The organism is Corynebacterium sp. KPL1814 (assembly GCF_000478175.1).
Classification (GTDB): domain Bacteria; phylum Actinomycetota; class Actinomycetes; order Mycobacteriales; family Mycobacteriaceae; genus Corynebacterium.
Map to the genome: position 1 here is coordinate 108,788 of NZ_KI515777.1, position 18,496 is coordinate 127,283.

17 protein-coding genes and 1 pseudogene are annotated in these 18,496 nt (G+C 64.7%); 7 read left to right on the forward strand and 11 right to left on the reverse strand.

Annotated features, from left to right (window positions below; all coding sequences use genetic code 11):
* Nucleotides 1-2: 2 nt before the first annotated feature.
* The 9 genes and pseudogenes from HMPREF1257_RS08590 to dacB form a co-directional block, all read right to left on the reverse strand.
* Nucleotides 3-476: a DUF3180 domain-containing protein gene (locus HMPREF1257_RS08590; RefSeq protein WP_023023950.1), complete on the reverse strand. Its 474-nt coding sequence runs from the start codon at nucleotides 474-476 to the stop codon at nucleotides 3-5.
* The gene (folK, locus tag HMPREF1257_RS08595; protein ID WP_023023952.1) at nucleotides 473-958 is read right to left on the reverse strand and encodes a 2-amino-4-hydroxy-6-hydroxymethyldihydropteridine diphosphokinase; all 486 of its coding nucleotides are present in this window, start codon (nucleotides 956-958) and stop codon (nucleotides 473-475) included. Before folK ends, HMPREF1257_RS08590 begins: the two co-directional genes overlap by 4 nt.
* 83 nt (nucleotides 959-1,041) lie before the next feature.
* A pseudogene (gene folB / locus HMPREF1257_RS08600) lies at nucleotides 1,042-1,416 on the reverse strand (dihydroneopterin aldolase); the annotation flags it as partial.
* 2 nt (nucleotides 1,417-1,418) lie between these two features.
* Nucleotides 1,419-2,378, reverse strand: coding sequence for a dihydropteroate synthase (gene folP / locus HMPREF1257_RS08605; protein ID WP_023023957.1), 960 nt, complete (start codon nucleotides 2,376-2,378; stop codon nucleotides 1,419-1,421).
* A 41-nt stretch (nucleotides 2,379-2,419) separates the two neighbouring features.
* Entirely contained in the window at nucleotides 2,420-3,028 is a 609-nt protein-coding gene (gene folE, locus HMPREF1257_RS08610; RefSeq protein ID WP_023023959.1) for a GTP cyclohydrolase I FolE, read from the reverse strand.
* An 11-nt stretch (nucleotides 3,029-3,039) separates the two neighbouring features.
* Complete coding sequence (gene ftsH, locus HMPREF1257_RS08615; protein ID WP_023023961.1) at nucleotides 3,040-5,436, reverse strand: ATP-dependent zinc metalloprotease FtsH; 2,397 nt, start codon at nucleotides 5,434-5,436, stop codon at nucleotides 3,040-3,042.
* 12 nt (nucleotides 5,437-5,448) lie between these two features.
* Nucleotides 5,449-6,036: a hypoxanthine phosphoribosyltransferase gene (gene hpt, locus HMPREF1257_RS08620; RefSeq protein WP_005279498.1), complete on the reverse strand. Its 588-nt coding sequence runs from the start codon at nucleotides 6,034-6,036 to the stop codon at nucleotides 5,449-5,451.
* A 12-nt stretch (nucleotides 6,037-6,048) separates the two neighbouring features.
* Nucleotides 6,049-7,029 carry a tRNA lysidine(34) synthetase TilS gene (tilS, locus tag HMPREF1257_RS08625; RefSeq protein WP_023023963.1) on the reverse strand — a complete coding sequence of 327 codons (981 nt, stop codon included), beginning with the start codon at nucleotides 7,027-7,029 and terminating at the stop codon, nucleotides 6,049-6,051.
* Nucleotides 7,030-8,316, reverse strand: a complete 1,287-nt coding sequence (gene dacB, locus HMPREF1257_RS08630) for a D-alanyl-D-alanine carboxypeptidase/D-alanyl-D-alanine-endopeptidase (RefSeq protein ID WP_034659560.1) — start codon at nucleotides 8,314-8,316, stop codon at nucleotides 7,030-7,032.
* A gap of 82 nt (nucleotides 8,317-8,398) precedes the next feature.
* Here dacB and HMPREF1257_RS08635 point away from each other — a divergent pair, with 82 nt between their 5' ends.
* A complete protein-coding gene (locus HMPREF1257_RS08635; protein WP_023023967.1) occupies nucleotides 8,399-8,872 on the forward strand; it encodes an inorganic diphosphatase in 474 nt (157 codons plus the stop codon).
* Nucleotides 8,873-9,245: 373 nt separating this feature from the next.
* A complete protein-coding gene (locus tag HMPREF1257_RS08640) occupies nucleotides 9,246-9,998 on the forward strand; it encodes an endonuclease domain-containing protein (RefSeq protein ID WP_232208559.1) in 753 nt (250 codons plus the stop codon).
* Nucleotides 9,999-10,111: 113 nt separating this feature from the next.
* On the opposite strand, the gene HMPREF1257_RS08645 is transcribed toward HMPREF1257_RS08640, so the two are convergent.
* Nucleotides 10,112-11,512, reverse strand: a complete 1,401-nt coding sequence (locus tag HMPREF1257_RS08645; protein WP_023023971.1) for an FtsX-like permease family protein — start codon at nucleotides 11,510-11,512, stop codon at nucleotides 10,112-10,114.
* Nucleotides 11,509-12,195, reverse strand: coding sequence for an ABC transporter ATP-binding protein (locus tag HMPREF1257_RS08650; RefSeq protein WP_034669079.1), 687 nt, complete (start codon nucleotides 12,193-12,195; stop codon nucleotides 11,509-11,511). Before HMPREF1257_RS08650 ends, HMPREF1257_RS08645 begins: the two co-directional genes overlap by 4 nt.
* Before the next feature lie 107 nt (nucleotides 12,196-12,302).
* Between HMPREF1257_RS08650 and HMPREF1257_RS08655 the strand changes: the two genes are divergently transcribed.
* From HMPREF1257_RS08655 to HMPREF1257_RS08675, 5 genes are read left to right on the forward strand one after another with little or no spacing between them, the layout of a single operon-like run.
* Nucleotides 12,303-13,001: a sensor histidine kinase gene (locus tag HMPREF1257_RS08655; RefSeq protein WP_023023975.1), complete on the forward strand. Its 699-nt coding sequence runs from the start codon at nucleotides 12,303-12,305 to the stop codon at nucleotides 12,999-13,001.
* Nucleotides 12,998-13,666, forward strand: coding sequence for a response regulator transcription factor (locus tag HMPREF1257_RS08660; RefSeq protein ID WP_023023977.1), 669 nt, complete (start codon nucleotides 12,998-13,000; stop codon nucleotides 13,664-13,666). The genes HMPREF1257_RS08655 and HMPREF1257_RS08660 overlap by 4 nt, the downstream gene beginning before the upstream one ends.
* Nucleotides 13,667-13,690: 24 nt before the next feature.
* Nucleotides 13,691-13,987 carry a rhodanese-like domain-containing protein gene (locus HMPREF1257_RS08665; protein WP_023023980.1) on the forward strand — a complete coding sequence of 99 codons (297 nt, stop codon included), beginning with the start codon at nucleotides 13,691-13,693 and terminating at the stop codon, nucleotides 13,985-13,987.
* Between the two features lie 37 nt (nucleotides 13,988-14,024).
* Nucleotides 14,025-14,483 carry a MarR family winged helix-turn-helix transcriptional regulator gene (locus HMPREF1257_RS08670; RefSeq protein WP_023023982.1) on the forward strand — a complete coding sequence of 153 codons (459 nt, stop codon included), beginning with the start codon at nucleotides 14,025-14,027 and terminating at the stop codon, nucleotides 14,481-14,483.
* A 2-nt stretch (nucleotides 14,484-14,485) separates the two neighbouring features.
* Entirely contained in the window at nucleotides 14,486-18,409 is a 3,924-nt protein-coding gene (locus HMPREF1257_RS08675; protein WP_023023984.1) for a Pls/PosA family non-ribosomal peptide synthetase, read from the forward strand.
* The last annotated feature ends 87 nt before the right edge of the window (nucleotides 18,410-18,496 follow it).

Genomic DNA, 18,496 nt, shown 5'->3' on the forward strand with positions numbered 1-18,496 from the left:
CCCTAATGTACCGCTTGAAGCCCGTCCGGTGGCGGCGGGGTCTCACAGTGTCGCTCCAATCGCAGGCCAGCCGCAGACATGGCGATGCCGCCAATCGCGGATGCGAGCACTCCCACCAGATCATCGGAAGCCGCGACAAGGGTGCCCGCATTCGGGATGACATACACCGCCACCCCTGCATAGAGCCCGCCGACGATCGCACCCGTCCACGCCGAAGCCTTGCCCACCAGCATGAACTGCGCGATGGTCATCGGATTAAGCTGCGAATTATCTAGCCCGATGCCGTGATCCTCATCGGTGGCCTTATCCACTTTCCAGGTAAGCCCCAAGCACACCACCACCATGAGCCATAGCGTGGCAGATACCGTAACCGGGATGGACATCATGGAGCCATAAAAGCGCGTGGTGAGGATGGCCGCCGCGGCTGCCATGAATATCCCAACACCGATAAGCGCACCGAGCGAGGTCCGTTTCATAACTCCTCCATCAGGCCCAAGCGGTGGATATTGACGGTTTCCTGCGGGTCCAACGCGGCAACCAGCGCGGAGACATCCTGTCCCTTCAACTTAGCAGCCGGCTCGGCGGCCAACCAGGGTATAAGCACGAATGCGCGCTCGTGGGCATAGGGATGCGGGACGATAAGTTCCGCATCGGAGGAGCTATAGCCCTCGATATCGACGATGTCCACGTCCAGGGTGCGCGGGCCCCAGTGGCGCACGCGCACGCGCTCAGCCGCCTCTTCCAGCTTCTGGCCGCGCCGTAAGAGCTCCAGCGGGCTCTCCTCGACGTCCACGATGAGCACCGCATTCAAGAATTCATCCTGGTCCGTTACTCCCCACGGCGGGGTGGCATAGACGGGCGAGGCCGCCACGATGTCCTCGCGGAACTCGGTAAATACCGTGCGCAAAAGCTCCACGCGGTCATCCATATTGGAGCCGATGGATAGTACCGCGCGCATTACTGACTCCCGGGGTTCGTGCCGGGGCGCTGCGCGTCGGCTCCCTGCGGAGTTCCCACCTGCGGAGCGGGCCGTGGGGCTCCGGTGCGCGCGTGCTTGCGGGAGCGGCGGGCGACGACGGCGACATCGGCAAAAGTGCGCGGGATCGGCGCCTTGGGCTTGTGCACGGTCACTTCCACCGCGTGCAGGTCGGCGAAGGATTCCATGATGGTATCGGCCACCTCGCTGGCGACGGTCTCAATGAGGTCGCGGGAGGGGCCTTCGACGATGCTGGCGGTGACATCGGCAAGCTCTGCGTAATTGATGGTCTTGGTCAGATCATCGTGAGCTGCGGCCTCGGCAAACTCGGACCAGCAGGTGATATCGACGATGAAGGGCTGGCCGGTGCGCTTTTCCTCATCAAAGACGCCGTGGTAGCCAAAGCACTCCAGGCCGGTTAATTCGATGCGATCTGCCATGGTTAATTCCTTTCCGTACCCATCGCGGTAGAGGTCACTGTGCCCGTGCCGGTGGCGGCATTGCGGTAGCTGCCGGTGGCATTGGCGCCGCCTACATAGGACTCGCCGGCGTTCCACGCGGCGGCCACGTCGACGGCATCGCGGGATACGCCCACCTCGTGCACGCGCACGCCCCACGCGCCCATCTGGGCGGAAATGGCGGTCACGGCGGCGGTGGCGGGATCGGCAAGCAAAGGGCTCGCCTCTACCCCGCGGTCTTCCCGGATAGCGGCGAGGAAGCGCTTGCGCGAGGCGCCCACCAGGATGGGGAACTCGCCGTCCAGGAACTCGGGCAGGGCCTTAAGCAGCGCCCAGTTATCCTGTGGGCTCTTGGCAAAGCCGAGGCCCGGATCCAGCACGATATTGTCCTTTTTCACGCCTGCATCCAGGGCGTTTTGGCTCAGCTGGGCGAGGGTCTCGTGCACGTCGCGGACCACATCGCCGCCGTGATCGGCCGTGCCCGCCGCGGATCCGAACGCGCCTTCCTGGAGAGTGCGCCAGTGCATGAGGCAAACGGGCACGCCGGCATCAGCCATGGCGGCATACATTTCAGGATCGGCAAGGCCGCCGGAGACATCGTTAATCATGTCCACCCCGGCCGCAGCCGCCGCGGCGGCAACCGAGGCGCGCATCGTATCCACCGAGGTGCGAATGCCCTGCTCGTGCAGCGCCTGGATGACCGGGACCACGCGGTCGGCCTCTTCCTGCGCCTCCACGCGCACCGCACCCGGGCGGGTGGATTCGCCGCCCACATCGATCATGTCCGCACCCTGTTCCACCAGCTCACGGGCATGAGTGGTGGCGGCGTCGAAGTCGAGCCACCGCCCGCCATCGGAAAAGGAATCCTTCGTAACATTCACGATGCCCATGACGAGCGTGCGCTTCGGGATGGTCAATTCTCCAACTGAGGAAGCCGGGTGCACTGCGTTCTCCTTTTCGCTCGACAAACTCGACTGCGTACGCGCTACGTACGAATGAAGCTGAGCACTTCCGCGCGGGAGGCGGCGTTATTTTTAAACCCGCCGCGCACCGCGGAAGTCGTTGTGGTCGCGCCCGGCTTGCGGATGCCCCGCATGGCCATGCACAGGTGCTCACACTCGATGACCACGATGACGGATTGGGCCTCGAGGACATCCACGAGTGCATCGGCAATCTGCTGGGTCAGGCGTTCCTGGACCTGCGGACGCTTGGCGTACATATCCGCCAGGCGCGCCAGCTTGCTCAGCCCGGTGACGTGACCGTCCTTGCCGGGGATATAGCCAATATGCGCCACCCCATAAAACGGCACGAGGTGGTGCTCGCAGGTGGAATAGATAGGAATATCGCGCACCAAGACCAGTTCCTGGTGGTCCTCGGCGAAGGTCTTGTGCAGCACCTCCGTCGGGTCCTCGTGCAGGCCGGCGAAGACCTCACGGTAAGCGCGGGCCACACGGGCCGGGGTTTCGCGCAGTCCTTCGCGATCAGGGTCCTCGCCCACGGCAAAGAGTAGCTCGCGGACGGCCGCCTCCGCCCGCTCCTGGTCATACGGTGCGCGGGCGGGCACCTGCTGGTTATCAGTGTGATTTTCAGACATGCACGTACTTCTTACTCTTTATCATCGCGCGGTTTTTCCGCATCGCGCGCGTAGGGGTTATCGCGGCGGGAAGACTCATTCCAGCCTGGGGTGAACCATTGGCTGGTTTCTCCCTCTGGCTTGTGGTGCTTGCCCCTGCTTTCCGATGCCGAATCCGATCGCCCTTCCCCACCGTCGCTGCTGCCGTGGTCGCTCTGGTCGGCGCGGTCGCCGCGGTCGCTCTGGTCCGCGCGGTCGTTCTGGTCGTTTCGGCCGCTGCGTCCATCGCTGCGGCCGCTCTGGTCAGTTCGGTCTTCGCGGTGGCTGCTGCCACCGCCGTGCAGCTCGCGCACCGTTTCGGGGTTCACGTAGTCGCCGGCGTGCTGGCCAAAGTTAAAGCCAACCTCGCCCTCGATCTTTTCGCCGGCGAGGCGGCGCTTGCGGGCGGCCCGGGAGGCATCGAGAAGCGTCATGCGTTTGGGAAGTTCCTCGCCGCGCTCCTTGGCCAGCTCAACCGGGGTCTTGACCGGCGCGTAACCAATCTGGCGCGGGAAGCGATCGTCTTCGCCGGGGAAGACATCATAGGCATCGCGCGGCTCAATGCCGTCGAAGATGCTCTCCAGATCCGGTCGGCGCAGGGTCTCCTTCTCCAGGAGGGCCTCGGCCAGCTTGTCCAAGAACTCGCGGTTGGTGCGCAGGATGTCGTAGGCCTGCTCGTGCGCGCGCTCGAGGAGGTAGCGCATCTGCTGGTCGATCTTGGAGGCAAGGTCATCCGAGTAATCGATGGAGCCGCCACCCCCGCCCATCTGGCTGAACGGATCGCCCTGCTCCTGGCCGTACTTGACGGTGCCCAAGTCAGGAGAAAAGCCGTATTCGGTCAGCATCGCGCGGGCGATCTTGGTGGCGTTCTCGATATCGGAGGACGCACCCGTGGTGGGAGCGCCGAAGACCAATTCCTCGGCGGCGCGGCCACCCATGGCAAAGACCAAGCGGGAAAACAGCTCGTCGCGGGTGTACATACCCTTGTCGTCTTCCTGCGAGGTCATGGCGTGGCCACCAGTGCGGCCGCGGGCCAGGATGGTGACCTTGTACACGCGCTCGATATCCTTGAGCGCCCACGCGGACAGGGTGTGGCCGCCCTCGTGGTAGGCGGTGACCTTCTTCTCGTGCTCGGAGATGATCTTGCCCTGGCGCCGTGGACCGCCCACCACGCGGTCGGTGGCCTCTTCCAGCGCGTCATAGGTAATGACATTGCCGCCGATGCGGGCGGTGAGAAGCGCGGCCTCGTTAAGCACATTGGCAAGGTCCGCACCGGACATGCCGGTGGTGCGCTTGGCCAGCTGCGCCACATCGACCTCTTCCGCCAAAGGCTTGTCCTTGGCGTGGACGCGCAGGATCTGCTCACGGCCGGCCAGATCCGGGTTGGTGACCGGAATCTGGCGGTCGAAACGGCCCGGGCGCAGCAATGCGGGGTCCAAAATATCTGGGCGGTTGGTGGCCGCGATGAGGATAACGCCCTCGCGATCGCCAAAGCCGTCCATCTCCACCAGCAGCTGGTTCAGGGTCTGCTCGCGCTCATCGTGCCCGCCGCCGGTACCGGATCCGCGCTGGCGCCCCACGGCGTCGATCTCGTCCACGAAGATGATGCACGGGCTGTGCTCTTTGGCCTGTTTGAACAGGTCACGCACGCGGGAGGCACCGACACCGACGAACATCTCCACGAAGTCCGAACCGGAGATGGAATAAAAAGGCACGCCGGCCTCGCCCGCAACGGCGCGGGCCAACAGGGTCTTACCGGTACCCGGAGGGCCATAAAGCAGCACGCCACGCGGAATCTTCGCGCCGAGCTCGTAATAACGGGAAGGATCATCAAGGAAGTCCTTGATTTCCTGCAGCTCATCCACGGCTTCATCGGCGCCGGCAACGTCCTCGAAGGTATTGGTCGGCATATCCTTGGTCAGCTCCTTGGCCTTGGAGCTGCCGATGCCGAACATGCCGCCTGCACCCTGCTGCATGCGGGACATGAGCCAGAACAGCAGGGCGAAGAGGATGACCATCGGCAGCAGGAAGCTGAGCATGGAGCCCAAGAAGGAATCCTGGGTGACATTGGTCTGATACTTCTCCGCACCCGAATCCTTGACCGCATCAAAGACCTGCTCGGAGGCGCGCGCGGGGTACTGAGACACGATCTCTTGTACGCCCTCGCGCTCTTCTACCGTGATTTCGTCCTTGAGCTTGATGCGCAGGCGCTGCTCGCGGTCATCAATTTCTACCTCGTCAACGTTTTTATCCTGCAGCTGTTTCAGGGCCACGGAGGTATCCGTGTCCACATATCCGCGGGTCTCGTTGCTAAAGAACGTAAAGGCATACAGCGCTACGAGGATCAGCGCCGCAATGCCGCCGTAGCGAAGGAGTTTATTGTTTTTCATTACTGCGCGATTTTAGTTGGTGGTATAGACATCAGGGTGAAGGGTGCCCACAAAGGGCAGGTCGCGGTAGCGTTCCGCGTAGTCAAGGCCATAGCCAATGACGAATTCATTGGGGATATCAAAGCCGACATCGAGCAGATCGATCTGCGCTTTTACCACTTCCGGTTTGCGCAACAAGGTCACCACGTTGAGCGACTTCGGGTTGCGCCCCCGCAGGTTGCGAATGAGCCAGGATAGCGTCAGGCCCGAGTCGATGATGTCTTCCACGATGACCACATCGCGCCCGGCGATATCACGGTCCAAGTCCTTCAAGATGCGCACCACCCCTGAAGAAGACGTGGAGGCGCCGTACGAGGAGACGGCCATAAACTCCAGCTCCGAGGGGATGGATAGCTTGCGCGCGAAGTCCGTCAGGAAAAAGGCCGCACCCTTTAATACGCAGACCAAAAGCAGGTCCTGCTCGGCGTCGGCATATTTCTCAGATACCGCATCCGCCAGCTGCTGGACGCGGTCTTTAATTTCCTCTTCCGTGATGAGGATTGCTTCTACATCGTCTCCGTAGCGGTTTGCGGGGACGGCGAAGTCTTTCTTGTCGTGCACGAGTGCGCTCCTTTAATGACCAGACAATAGTGCCAGTTTGCCACCTATACGTGCTACTTCCAACCTCTGCCCCGCTTGCCGCGCCGAACTCACAGCCACCGGCCCTTGTCCGTGCCAGTTGGTACACAGCTTGCCGATGCCCCCAAGCCCCTCCCTCGTCACCTTCACTCCCCGCTCGACAAGCCAGGCCGCAATAGCGCGCCGGCGTCGCGGCTCCGGCAGCGCGGCCAATTCCGCACAGTCCGCGGTGGCCGGCGTGGCGAGGTATCCTTCATCGCGCGCGGTATCCATCGCCGCTTGCGCCAACGCCGGTACCGCATCACCGCCCATTACCCGCGATAGCTCCGGGATGATTTCCCGGCGCAGCGCTACCCGCCGAAAATCCGTATCCGCGTTCTGCGGGTCCTGCCACACCTCTAACCCCAGCTCCGCGCACGCGCCCTCCGTATCGGCACGGCGCACCTGCAGAAATGGCCGCACTACCCGCGCGCCTTCCACTACTGTCCGCTCCGGCATGCCGGCCACCCGGCCGCGCAGGGCTCCAAGAAGGAGCGTTTCCGCCTGGTCATCGGCCGTATGCGCCACGGCAATCTCCAACGACCTTCCTCCTCTGCGCGAAGCTCCGTCTTCGCGCGCGGCCGCGGACATCGCTCGGTAGCGCTCTTGCCGAGCCACCGCTTCCAGCGAATTCCCCGCTTCGTCCGGCACCTGTACCACGAGCACCCGCGCCCGCGCGCCCAAGCTCTCTGCTTGCCGAGCCGCCTTCTCAGCCTGCGCACGCGAACCGTCCTGCAAACCGTGGTCGACGCACAGCGCGATGACATCGTGGCCCTCCGCGATCATCGCCGCGCACAGCGCTAAAGAATCCGCGCCGCCGGAAAGCCCCACCGCCACGGTGTGTTCCATCTTTGCCGCGCGGACCGCGCGCCGGCAGGCCAAAAAGTGCGGTGAGACCCGCGGCCAAAACGGCGTTACTCCAGGCTGTGGGCTCATTTAGAACTCATGCAGCGCCGCAGCGAGGTCGTCTTGGGCCGCGCGAGCCGCCATAATCTCGCCATCATTGACCAAGAACGCAAAGGAATACACGCGTCCGGATTGGCCTTGCGCGGTGCCCGCCAGCGCGGATACGCCGGTCAATGTGCCGGTCTTCGCCCGGACAAACCCGCGCGCCGTGGACTCCCCGTAGCGCTCGTGCAGCGTGCCGTCACCTCCTGCTACCGGCAAATACGCAGCCAAGGGGCGCAGCTGCGGGTCCTCCACCGCGCCGTTGACAATCTCAGCCAGCACGCTCGCGCTCAACCGGTTATCTACCGAAAGACCCGAGTTGTCCTTGATATCCACGCCACTTACATCGAACCCGTGCTCGCGCAGCACGTCCAGCGTGGCTTGGGTATCGGCTTGGAAGCTGGGCTGCTTGCCGCGGGCATCGGCAAGCTCGCGGGCAATTGCCTCTGCCATGACGTTATCGGAATGCCGCACCATCTCCAGCGCACGCTCGCCCAGGGGATCCGACTCGACGCTGGCCAGCTCCTCCGCACCGTCAGCCATCGTGCCCGCGGCGAATTTATCCGTGCCCAGGCGCTTGGCCAGCTCGCCCGCGACGTCGAGGGCCGGGGTGTGACTGCGCGGCACATCGCCCTCCGTAGCGCCAATGCGCCCGCCATACAGCATGGCCGGTTCCATGGGCGCGACGAAGCCCTCATCGACGTTTTCCGGATCCCAGCCCGGTGCCTGCGGCTCGCCCGCCCACGCGGAGGTATCGATGTACACGCCCGCGACCTGGGTACCGGTCTTTTTAATCTGATCCGCCAGGTCATCGAGCTGCTCGTTGGTCATCCAGGCATCGCCAGCCGCCTTGATCACCACGTTGTTCGGGTCCTTGCCGCGGTAGACCTTGGTGGTAATCCGCTTCGACTCATCCAGGGCGAGCGTTGCCGCGGCGGTGGTCAGCACCTTCGTCGAGGAAGCCGGGGTCAGCGCCTTATCTGCATCGCGCTCCCACACCACCGTGCCGGTCTCACTATCGATGACCTGCCCGCCAAAGGTGGCCAAATCCTCGTTCTTGCCCAGCTCATCGAGCTTCGCGCTGAGCGCCGCAAAATCCACGTCCTGCGCCTTAGCCGGCTGCAGGGGATTCTCCGGGGCCTGGACCGTTTCGGCCTCGCCATGCGAAAGATCGCCGTACTCGCGCTGGATGGTAACCCCCAGCGCAGCCGTGCCCCCGACCGCCGCCGTGACCACCAGCGCGGTTACTGACCACCAAACCTTCTTAGCTTTCATCGCCACCAACCCTAGCGCGGATGGGCGACGCGCTAGACTATTGACGGTAATTAACACCCAATCCCACATGGAGGACATCGCTGTGAGCGTTGAAGTAACCATTGAAATCCCAAAGGGCTCCCGCAATAAGTACGAGGTGGACCACGAGTCCGGCAAGGTCTACCTGGACCGCTACCTGTTCACCCCAATGGCCTACCCCGCCGACTACGGCTTCATCGACCACACGCTTGGCGAAGACGGCGACCCCCTCGACGCCCTCGTCATCCTCCCCGAGCCCGTTTTCCCCGGTGTCATCGTTGAAGCCCGCATCGTCGGCGTGTTCAAGATGACCGATGAGGCCGGCGGCGACGACAAGCTGCTTGCCGTCATCGATGACCCACGCTGGGAGCGCTACCAGGACATCGATGATGTGGAACAGCACATCAAGGACGAAATCGAGCACTTCTTCGTCCACTACAAGGACCTCGAGCCCAACAAGGAAGTTTCCGGCTCCGGCTGGGGCGACAAGGCCGAGGCCGAGAAGATTCTGGAAGACGCCAAGGCTCGCCTGAAGTAGGCTGCGGGGGTTTCTCGGGGGCTTCGGGGGTTGGCCGCGGATTTTCGCGGCCAAGAAACCTGCTGTGGCGGCCAGCTGATGAGTTTTTGGTGGCCGCGTGATGCGTTCTTGGCGGCCAGCTGATGCGTTTTTGCAAATAGGCCACGGAAACCATGGGGTTTGCGGCCACTATTTGTCAAAACGCACCAAACAGGCATCAAAACGCACCAACCAAGCACCACCCAAACGCCCAGCCGCGCTGAAAACCGCCCAAACGGGCCGCACAACCTTCGTTTCGGGGGATCGAGGGATACGAATGGAAATTTTTCGGGGGAAAAGTGCCGCTCAGCAAGCGGTACGACACGGCGCCGTCCGGATTGCGAACGGCTTCTGCTTGTCAGAGGAGCCGACGCCGAACCAGCTCGCACGCATCATGAGCGAGCAATGGCCGGATTGCGCGCTCGACGGCTACTCGGCGGCGCTCAAGCACGTCGAAAAGCCGCTGCACTTTCCGCTGGAGTTCCTGCGCAGCTCATCGCTGCCGTCGAGTAAGTACTTCACTTCACGCCGCGCCCGGCCGAAGGGCGCGTTGACCTGGGACGGCGTCACCGTATGCAATCCACTGCAGGCGGTCGAGGCGATGCCGGAGGATGATGCGGTCGCCTTCCTCGAGGACTTTTACTCCGGCAAGGATGGGGTCAGCCGGCTGGAGCTGAATAAGCTGGACTACCAGCGGTTTCCGCGGCCGGTAAAGCGCGCCCTGGACAGGGCAATCATCGGCACGGATAGCGTGCCGGAGCGCCAATTAACGCGCGCCCTCGCGCCGCATTTCACGGTGCAAAACAACATAAAAATAGGCCCCTACCACTGGGATCTGGTGATTGAGGAGCACAAGATAGCCATCGAGGTCGATGGCTACGCCTACCACCGGGGCGAAAACCGCCGCCAGTTTGAGTTGGACAGGCACAAGCTTAACGATGCCGTCCATCGCGGCTGGAAGCCCCTCCACTTCACCGCGACGACGATTGACCACTACCCGGATTTCGTGGTGCAGCAGGTACTGGCCACGGCGAAGAATAAGCGGCCCTTTGCGCGGCCGCCGTGGCAGTGGCACCGCTTGTGGAGGCATGAAGGCGCGCGGCGCTGAAGCAAAGCTGGCGCAACAGCTGACCAGCGCAAAGTCTGGCACAGGCCCAGCCTGGCCAGAGCCTGGGCTAGGGCCAAGCCCGGGCACAGGGCGAGCTAAGCTCAGGAAACCGGTTATTCCTTGCGGCGGCCGCTGCGGAGAACGTGGCCGCGCAGGGGCTCGACGAGCGCGATGGCGAGGAAGGTCACCGCCCAACCCACGGCGAGGAAGCTGAAGGAAATGAGGAGCCGCCCGGCGAGGTCGACGCCTTCTTCCCAAACGGTGCTAAAAAACATCAGGCCGGCGATGCCGCCGCCGAAGAGGAAGCCGAAGAGGCTGAGCGCGACGATGGGTCCCATCACGGCGAGGGTGTTCGTGCGGAATTGGAAGCGGCGCGGCACGCCCATCAGGTCGAGGGAGCGGATAAGTTCCTTGTCCTCGAAGGCGGACGATACTTGGCCGAGGAAGATGGACATGCTGGTCAGCGCGAAGCCGAAGAGCAAGGTCAGGACGACCCCGGTGGAGACGTCTCGGAACATGATGCCCGTTTCTTGTTCTTCCTTCATCGCGGTGGCAAGCGCATCGGTGCCCATGGGCGCGCCCAAGAGGAAGCCGGCGAGGAAGCCGAAGAAGCCGATGGCCGCGCTTTGTCGCCAGGCGCGGCGGGCGTTGACGTTGACGCGCTGGCAGGCCACGAGGTGTGCGGTGCCGGGGAGCAAAGCCAAAAGGCGGGCGCCGATTTGCAGGAGGTAGGGCGCGACCAGGTTGATGCTCATGACCACCGCGAAGAGCACGACGGCCACGGAGATTTCGGGTGCGCCGGATTTGCCTTTGAGCAGGGCACCGCCGACGGTGACGATGAGGAGGAAGGCGATGAGGCGCCACCATCTGAAAGCGGCGGGCATCTGGCGCTTGGCCACGCCGAGGGGGCTGACGCGCACGCGCCGCATGCCGGCAAGGGCCGCGGCGAGGGCGAGGAGGAAGAGGACTGCGGCCACCGCGAGGTATCCCCACCAGGGCAGGATGATTTCCTCAAAGGCGACGGGGCGGTCCTGGAATTTCACGTGCGTGAAGACCGGGGCGATGAGCACGCTGACGAGCCAGCCGAGCACAATGCCGATGAGGGCTTGGATGCCGGTCTCGACGGCGGCCATGCGCTCAACTTGGTGGGAGCTTAGGCCCAGAAGGCGGAGGGTGGACAGGCGCTGTTCCCTGCCGGAGGCGCCGAGGACGGCGGCCTGCGCGGTCAGGTTAAACAGGGCGGGAACGATGAAAGCGCAAGCCATGAGCGCGAGGACGAACCAGGGCAGGAAGTAATCTTCCGGGGTGTCTCCGGCAGCGGCGCGCAGGGCGGGCACGGCGGATTCTGGGTGGTGGGCGCGCTGCCAGAACATCCAGGTGCCGCCGGCGACGAGAAAGGCGATGGCAGAACCCAGCGTCAGGCTCACGATGGCCAGCACGCTGACAATGCCCGCACCGGAGCGGGCGCGGACGGATTCGCGCTGGAGGCCAAGGACTAGGGTCGCGGTATTCATGGCTGCACCCCCAGGCGGCGGTCATCGTGAATGATGCCGTCGCGGATTTCCACGCGGCGCTGCATCCAGTCCGCCACCTTGGGGTCGTGGGTGACCATGACGAGGCTGGCGCCGGATTGGCGCACGGTGGTGGTCAGCATCTGCATGACCTCGTGGCCGGTGGCTTGGTGGAGGGCGCCGGTGGGTTCATCGGCAAAGATGACGCCGGGGTTGGCCACGAGGGCGCGGGCGATGGTCACGCGCTGGGCCTGGCCGCCGGAGACTTGGGCGGGCCGGCGGTCCGCGAGATCGCCGAGCCCCAGTTGGTCGAGCAGCGACAGCGCCTTTGCGCGGGCCGCACGTCGGCCTAGACCGTTGAGCATCGCGGGCAGTGCCACATTGTCCAGGTTGGTCAGCTCCGGCAAAAGCTGGCCGTCTTGGAAGACGAAGCCGAAGTGGCGGAGGCGGGTGCGGGAGCGGGCGGCATCGGAAAGCGTGGAAATGACTTCGTCACCGAAGCTTACGCTGCCGTCGGTGGGCGTGAGCACGCCGGACATGCAGTGCAGCAGCGTGGACTTGCCGGAGCCGGAGGGCCCCATGATGGCGACGAGCTCGCCAGGGGTGATGTCTAGGGTGATGCCGGCCAGCACGGGGCCGCCGCCGAAATCCTTCGTGATGTCGTGGAGGGAAAGTGTCTGTGTCATGCTGTTCATTTCACCGTGCCGGGCGCGCTATTCCTACAGCGCTAAGGATACTTTCCGGGTAGTGCTAGCTTTACCCCTGCCCGGGGCGCGCGATTAGGCTTGGGGGCGTGTTTTTCAGCAAGAAGCAGGCCACCAGCAATGAGGAGCGGCAGGCGCGGGTCATCGCGGAGCTGACGGCCTCGCGCCGCGCGATTGCGGATGCCTACGAGGTGGAGCGCGCCCGCATCGAGCGGGATCTGCACGATGGCGCGCAGCAATATTTGGTGGCGGCAAGCATGAAGCTGGGCGAGGCCCTTCTCGATGCCACCGGCGCCGAGGCCGAGCTGCTGGAGGCCGCGAAGCGGGACGTGGATCGCGGCCTGCGCTCGCTGCGCGCGACGGTGCACGGCATTCACCCGCAGGTCCTCCAGGATCACGGTTTGGTCGCCGCGCTTGCCGATGCCGCCTCCGCCCACGGCCCCCACGTCAGCGTCTACGCCCCACACCCGTTGCCGCAGCTTTCCGCCAGCGTACTGGCCTGCGGTTATTTCTTCGGTACCGAGGCGCTGACCAATGCCGCGAAACACGCGCCGGGCGCGCCGGTCTCGGTGCTCATCACCTCGGATGCGGCGCTGCATATCTCGGTGGTGGATGAGGGCCCGGGCGGAGCGCGGGTGGAGCCGGGGCGCGGGCTTTCCGGCATGGCCGAGCGGCTGGCGGCCTTTGGCGGGGAGATGTCGCTGTCCTCGCCGGAAGGCGGCCCAACGCGGGTAAGGTGCACGATTCCGCTCCTCTTGGAGCGTGGGCAGACGGGAGTATCAGCATGAGTGGATTGAGGATTGTGATTGCGGATGACTCCGCGATCCTACGCGAGGGCCTTGCCGGGCTCTTGGAGCGCCGCGGCCACGAGGTCCTGGGCAGGGCGGGAACGGCGGTGGAGCTGGAGGGGGTCATCGGCAAGCTGAGTGCCCAGTTGCCGGATGTGGTGATAACGGATGTGCGCATGCCACCGGAGATGGGCGATGATGGGCTGAAGGCGGCGGTGGCGCTGCGCCGCGCCTATCCGGGCCTGCCGGTGATGGTGCTATCGCAGTACGTGGCGCCGGCGTATGCGGTAGCGCTCTTTGATTCCCCGGATGCGGGCACCGGGTACCTGCTTAAGGATCGCGTCTCTGGGGTGCGCGATTTCCTGGCCAGCCTCGAGGTGGTGGCCCAGGGCGGCACGGTCATCGATCCGACGGTGGCGCAGGCACTCATGCGCTCTGGGCGCAGCGGGTTGGGCGAGCTCAGCCCCCGCGAGCGCGAGGTCCTGGAGCTCATGTCGCGCGGGAAGTCCAATAAGGACATCGCCGCCGAGCTGATGCTCTCGGGCGCTGCGGTGGCCAAGCACGTCTCCAATATCTTTACCAAGCTGCGCCTGGACCCCAGCGAGGATAACCGCCGCGTGAAGGCAATCTTGCAGTATCTGTCCGCGGCCACCTACGGCGGCTAGCGCGCGGCACGTAGACTGCGGGGTATGCAAAACGTACAGCCAACCGAAGTTCCAGCAGGCGCGCAGCTTATCGATGTGCGCGAAAACGACGAATGGGCCACCGTGCATGCGGAGGGCGCCACCCATATTCCCATGAGCGAGATAACGGGTCGCATCCAGGAAATCGATCCGGACCGCGATATTTATGTGATTTGCCACCTAGGCGGGCGCAGCGCGCAGGTCTGCAAGTATTTGGAGAACTCCCTGGGCTGGGACGTTATTAATGTTGAGGGCGGCACCGATAAGTGGGAAGCGGATGGCCTGCCCGTCGTTCGCAATTAATTGGCCTTTACCCATCTTTTGAGATTATGATGATGGTATGGCTTCCACTAATAATTCTGGCATACCAACCTCCCTGCTCGAATCCCCGTCCTTCCAGCTAGAGCGCCTGCGCCGTCGCACCCGCGATGGCGTCGAGGTGGCTCTGCAGACCAAGCAGACGACCATCCGCGAGTTCTGGGTGCTTACCTGCCTCGTCGAGGCGGATGCCGCCTCCCAGTCCTTCCTGTCTGAGACCTTGGCCATCGATGCCTCCGATATGGTGCGGCTTATTGATGCCCTCGAGGAGCGCGGCTGGGCCAAGCGCGAGCGCGATCCCAAGGACCGCCGCCGCCAGATCGTGGCGTGCACCAAGAAGGGCACCAAGACCCACAAGGACTTGGCGGAGCTCGTCGCCAACGCCGAGGATGACGCGCTCGACGTATCCACCAATAAGCAGCTCAAGCACCTGCGCAAGCTGGCCAAGGCCATCATCGCCGCAGACGAGGACGAGGCATAAGCATGGACGAGCCCGAAGAATGTAGTAGGTCTAATACAGAACTTCCCAGCGTCCCGCAGCAGTACCTCCTGCGCGATCTGGCCCCGCGCCCGCGGACGTTGTGGGACATCATCACGACCACCGCGGAGATTCACCCAGAAGCCGCCGCGCTTGATGATGGCGAGATCATCACCTACGCCGAACTCGTCCACGAGGTCCAGCTGTGGGCCACAGAGCTGCACGTCAATGGCGTGCGCCGCGGCGATCGCATCGGCATCCGGATGACGTCTGGCAAGCGTGATCTCTACCTCGCCATCCTGTCTACTCTGGCCGCCGGCGCGGCCTACGTGCCGGTGGATGCGGACGATCCGGATGAGCGCGCGGAGATGGTCTTTGGTGAGGCCGATATTGATGGCCTGTTCAGCGATGAGGGCTTCCGCTTCCTGCGTGAGAACCCGCGCCACGCGGCCGAGGAGATCGAGGCCCCGCGGCCAGAAGACACCGCGTGGATCATCTTTACCTCCGGTTCCACGGGCAAGCCGAAGGGCGTTGCCGTCAGCCACCGCTCGGCGGCCGCCTTTGTGGACGCGGAGGCCAGCCTCTTCCTCGTCGATCACCCCCACGGCCCGCTCGGCCCGGAAGACCGCGTGCTGGCCGGGCTTTCGGTTGCCTTCGACGCATCCTGTGAGGAGATGTGGCTGGCCTGGGGCCACGGCGGCTGCCTGGTCCCGGCACCGCGTTCCTTGGTGCGGTCTGGCATGGACCTTGGACCGTGGCTGATTCGCCGCGATATCACCGTCGTCTCCACGGTCCCTACCCTGGCGGGCCTGTGGCCAGCGGAAGCGCTGGATAATATCCGCCTGCTCATCGTCGGCGGCGAGGCCTGCTCCCAGGAGTTGGTGGACCGCCTGGCCACCGAGGACCGCGAGATGTGGAATACCTACGGCCCCACGGAGGCAACGGTCGTCGCTTGTGCGCAACGGATGATTCCGGGGCGCGCGGTTTCGATCGGGCTGCCGCTGAACGGGTGGGATTTGGTGGTCATCGATAAGCAGGGGCAACCCGTTGGCTTGGGCGAGACCGGCGAATTGGTCATCGGTGGCGTGGGCCTGGCTAGCTACCTGGACCCGCAGAAGGATGCGGAGAAGTACGCGCCGCTGGAATCCATGGGCTGGCAGCGCGCCTACCGCACCGGCGATCACGTGCGCCTGGAAGAAGACGGCCTGTACTTTGTGGGCCGCGTGGATGACCAGGTAAAGATTGGCGGGCGCCGCATTGAGCTGGGTGAGGTCGACGCGAACGTCGCCGCGCTGGATAACGTCTATAACTCCGCCGTGGCTGTGCAAAAGACCCCGGGCGGTGAATCCGTGCTGGTGGGATACGTCTCGCTGGAAGATGAGGCGCGCGGTTTTAACCACGGCGTGGCCCATGAACGCCTGGCGGAAACCATGCCTGCGGCGCTGGTCCCGCGTATCTGTGTGATGGATGAGCTGCCGGTGCGCACCTCCGGCAAGGTGGATAAGAAGGCGCTGCCGTGGCCGCTGCCCGGCGTTGGCGTGGAATCGACCACGCTGACGGAGACCGAGAAGTGGCTGGCCGAGCTCTGGGTCGAGACCCTCGGCGTATCCGTGGAGGATGAGAACGCCGATTTCTTCGACCTTGGCGGTACCTCCCTGGCCGCGGCGACGCTGGTGGGCCGCATCCGCGATCGCTACCCCACCGTGGCCGTGCGCGATCTCTACGATCACCCACGTCTTGGTTCGCTGGCGGAGCTCATCGCCGGCGCCGAACCGCGCCCCGTGGCGGAGCAACAGAAACCGCTGCGCGAGGTCACCCCGGTCGGCGCGAAGACCCGCGTGGCGCAAACGCTACTGCAGATCCCCGCCATGACGCTGGCGGCGACCACCTGGCTGGCCTGGCTCATGCTGGGCTCAACGGTGGCCTCCGCTCTGGGCGTGGAGCGGGCGCAGCCCTTCCCGTGGTGGCTGGTCATTGCGTTGGTGCTCATCTTTGCCACGCCGCTGGGGCGCATACCCATCGGTGGCTTTGGTGCGCGCCTGATTACCGCCGGCATCACGCCCGGCGATTATCCGCGCGGTGGTTCGACCCACCTGCGTATTTGGGCCGCGGAGCGGTGGGCGGATGCCTCCGGATCGCGCTCTATCGCGGGCGCTACCTGGGTCAATAACTACGCCCGCGCCTTGGGCGTGAAGATGAAGCGCGGCGTGGACCTGCACTCGCTGCCACCGGTGACGGGCCTGCTCACCCTGGGCAAGCACGCCGCGGTGGAACCGGAGGTCGATCTCACCGGCTACTGGCTCGACGGCGACGTGCTCCACGTCGGCGCCATCGACATCAAGGAAGGCGCCCGCGTGGGCGCGCGCTCCACCCTGCTGCCCGGCACCGTGGTGGGCAAGTACGCCCACGTGGAGGCGGGTTCCACCGTCACCGGCCGCAAGAAGATCAAGGACGGCCAGCGTTGGTCCGGCTCTCCTGCGAAGAAGGTGGGCCGCTCCAAGCACCGCTTCCCCTCCAAGCCGCCGAAGCGCCGCCCCTGGTGGGTGGCTATTTACGGTGCGACCTCGCTGTTCCTGGCCGCGCAGCCGCTCATCGCGGTGCTTGTCGGCGCCATCGTGGATTTGGCGCTGGTGCATTCCACGGACGGGAACCGCTTCGTCGGCGCGGTGCTCTTCGCTCCACTCGCGGCGCTTGCGGCCTTTGCCACCTACATGCTGCAGACCTGGCTGGGCGTGCGCATCTTGTCCATCGGCATCTCGCCCGGCGTGAACCCGGTGCGCTCTGCCGCCGGCTGGCGCCTGTGGGCCATCGAGCGCCTCATGGATGAGGCCCGCACGCAGCTCTTCCCGCTCTATGCCTCGCAGCTGACCCCGCGGTGGCTGCGCGCTTTGGGCGCGCGCATTGGCAAGGACGTGGAGATTTCCACCGCCGTGATGATCCCAGCGCTCACGGACGTCAAAGACGGCGCCTTCCTTGCCGATGACACCATGATCGGCGGCTACGAGCTCGGCGGCGGCTGGATTCACTCCGGCGAGGCCAAGGTGGGCAAGCGCTCCTTCGTGGGCAACTCCGGCATTACCGCACCTGGGCGCAAACTTTCCAAGAACTCCCTGGTCGCGGTGCTGTCCTCCACCCCGAAGAAGACGAAGTCCGGGGCCAACTGGTGGGGTTCCCCGCCAGAGCGCATGCGGCGCGTTACCGCGCAGATCGATGCCCCCGCCGAGTCCGCCGAGGCGCTGACCTACAACCCGGGCTTCAAGCTCAAGGCCGCCCGCGGCGTCGTGGAGACCATGCGCCTCCTCGCGCCGATGTTCTCGGCCATGCTGCTCGCCGCCACCCTGGGGACGCTGTATTACCTGCTTGCCGATGTCGGCTTCCCCACCACCTGGGCCCTTTCCGGCCTCGTGCTCATGGCCATGGGCGCTATCGCCATGGCGGTGACCATCGCCGTGAAGTGGATCTGCGTGGGCACGCACAGCGCGGCCGACCACCCGCTGTGGAGTGTGTTCGTCTGGCTCAACGAGCTACAGGACACCTTCGTGGAGGTCGTCGCCGCCCCGTGGTTCTTCCAGCACACCTACGGCACAGGAGAGATCAACCTGGGCCTGCAGGGGCTGGGAGTGGACATCGGCAAGGGCGCCTGGATCGATTCCTACTGGTTCCCGGAAACCGATCTCTGCCACGTCGGCGCCGGCGCCTCCGTGGGGCCCGGTACCGTGGTGCAGACCCACCTATTCCAAGACCGCGTGATGAGCCTGGATACCGTCACCATCGAGGCCGGCTCCACGCTCGCCTCTCATTCGGTGGCGCTGCCCGCCTCGCTCATTGGCGAATCCAGCACCGTCGGCCCCGGTTCGCTGGTCATGCGCGGTGACCGCGTCCCCGCCAACGCCACCTGGCAGGGCAACCCCATCGAGCCGTGGGGTTAACCCACGCAAACACCGAACCCCGGCTTTAGAGGGACCACCACAAGGTCAACCTCAAGCCGGGGTTCTGTAAGCAAAAGACCCCTCCTC

Bases quoted from the DNA above. Each gene is read 5' to 3' on its own strand.
- HMPREF1257_RS08590 (WP_023023950.1), bottom strand. From the start codon at position 476: ATGAAACGGACCTCGCTCGGTGCGCTTATCGGTGTTGGGATATTCATG.
- folK (WP_023023952.1), bottom strand. From the start codon at position 958: ATGCGCGCGGTACTATCCATCGGCTCCAATATGGATGACCGCGTGGAG.
- folE (WP_023023959.1), bottom strand. From the start codon at position 3,028: ATGTCTGAAAATCACACTGATAACCAGCAGGTGCCCGCCCGCGCACCG.
- ftsH (WP_023023961.1), bottom strand. From the start codon at position 5,436: ATGAAAAACAATAAACTCCTTCGCTACGGCGGCATTGCGGCGCTGATC.
- tilS (WP_023023963.1), bottom strand. From the start codon at position 7,029: ATGAGCCCACAGCCTGGAGTAACGCCGTTTTGGCCGCGGGTCTCACCG.
- dacB (WP_034659560.1), bottom strand. From the start codon at position 8,316: ATGAAAGCTAAGAAGGTTTGGTGGTCAGTAACCGCGCTGGTGGTCACG.
- HMPREF1257_RS08645 (WP_023023971.1), bottom strand. From the start codon at position 11,512: ATGAATACCGCGACCCTAGTCCTTGGCCTCCAGCGCGAATCCGTCCGC.
- HMPREF1257_RS08650 (WP_034669079.1), bottom strand. From the start codon at position 12,195: ATGACACAGACACTTTCCCTCCACGACATCACGAAGGATTTCGGCGGC.
- HMPREF1257_RS08660 (WP_023023977.1), top strand. From the start codon at position 12,998: ATGAGTGGATTGAGGATTGTGATTGCGGATGACTCCGCGATCCTACGC.
- HMPREF1257_RS08665 (WP_023023980.1), top strand. From the start codon at position 13,691: ATGCAAAACGTACAGCCAACCGAAGTTCCAGCAGGCGCGCAGCTTATC.
- HMPREF1257_RS08670 (WP_023023982.1), top strand. From the start codon at position 14,025: ATGGCTTCCACTAATAATTCTGGCATACCAACCTCCCTGCTCGAATCC.
- HMPREF1257_RS08675 (WP_023023984.1), top strand. From the start codon at position 14,486: ATGGACGAGCCCGAAGAATGTAGTAGGTCTAATACAGAACTTCCCAGC.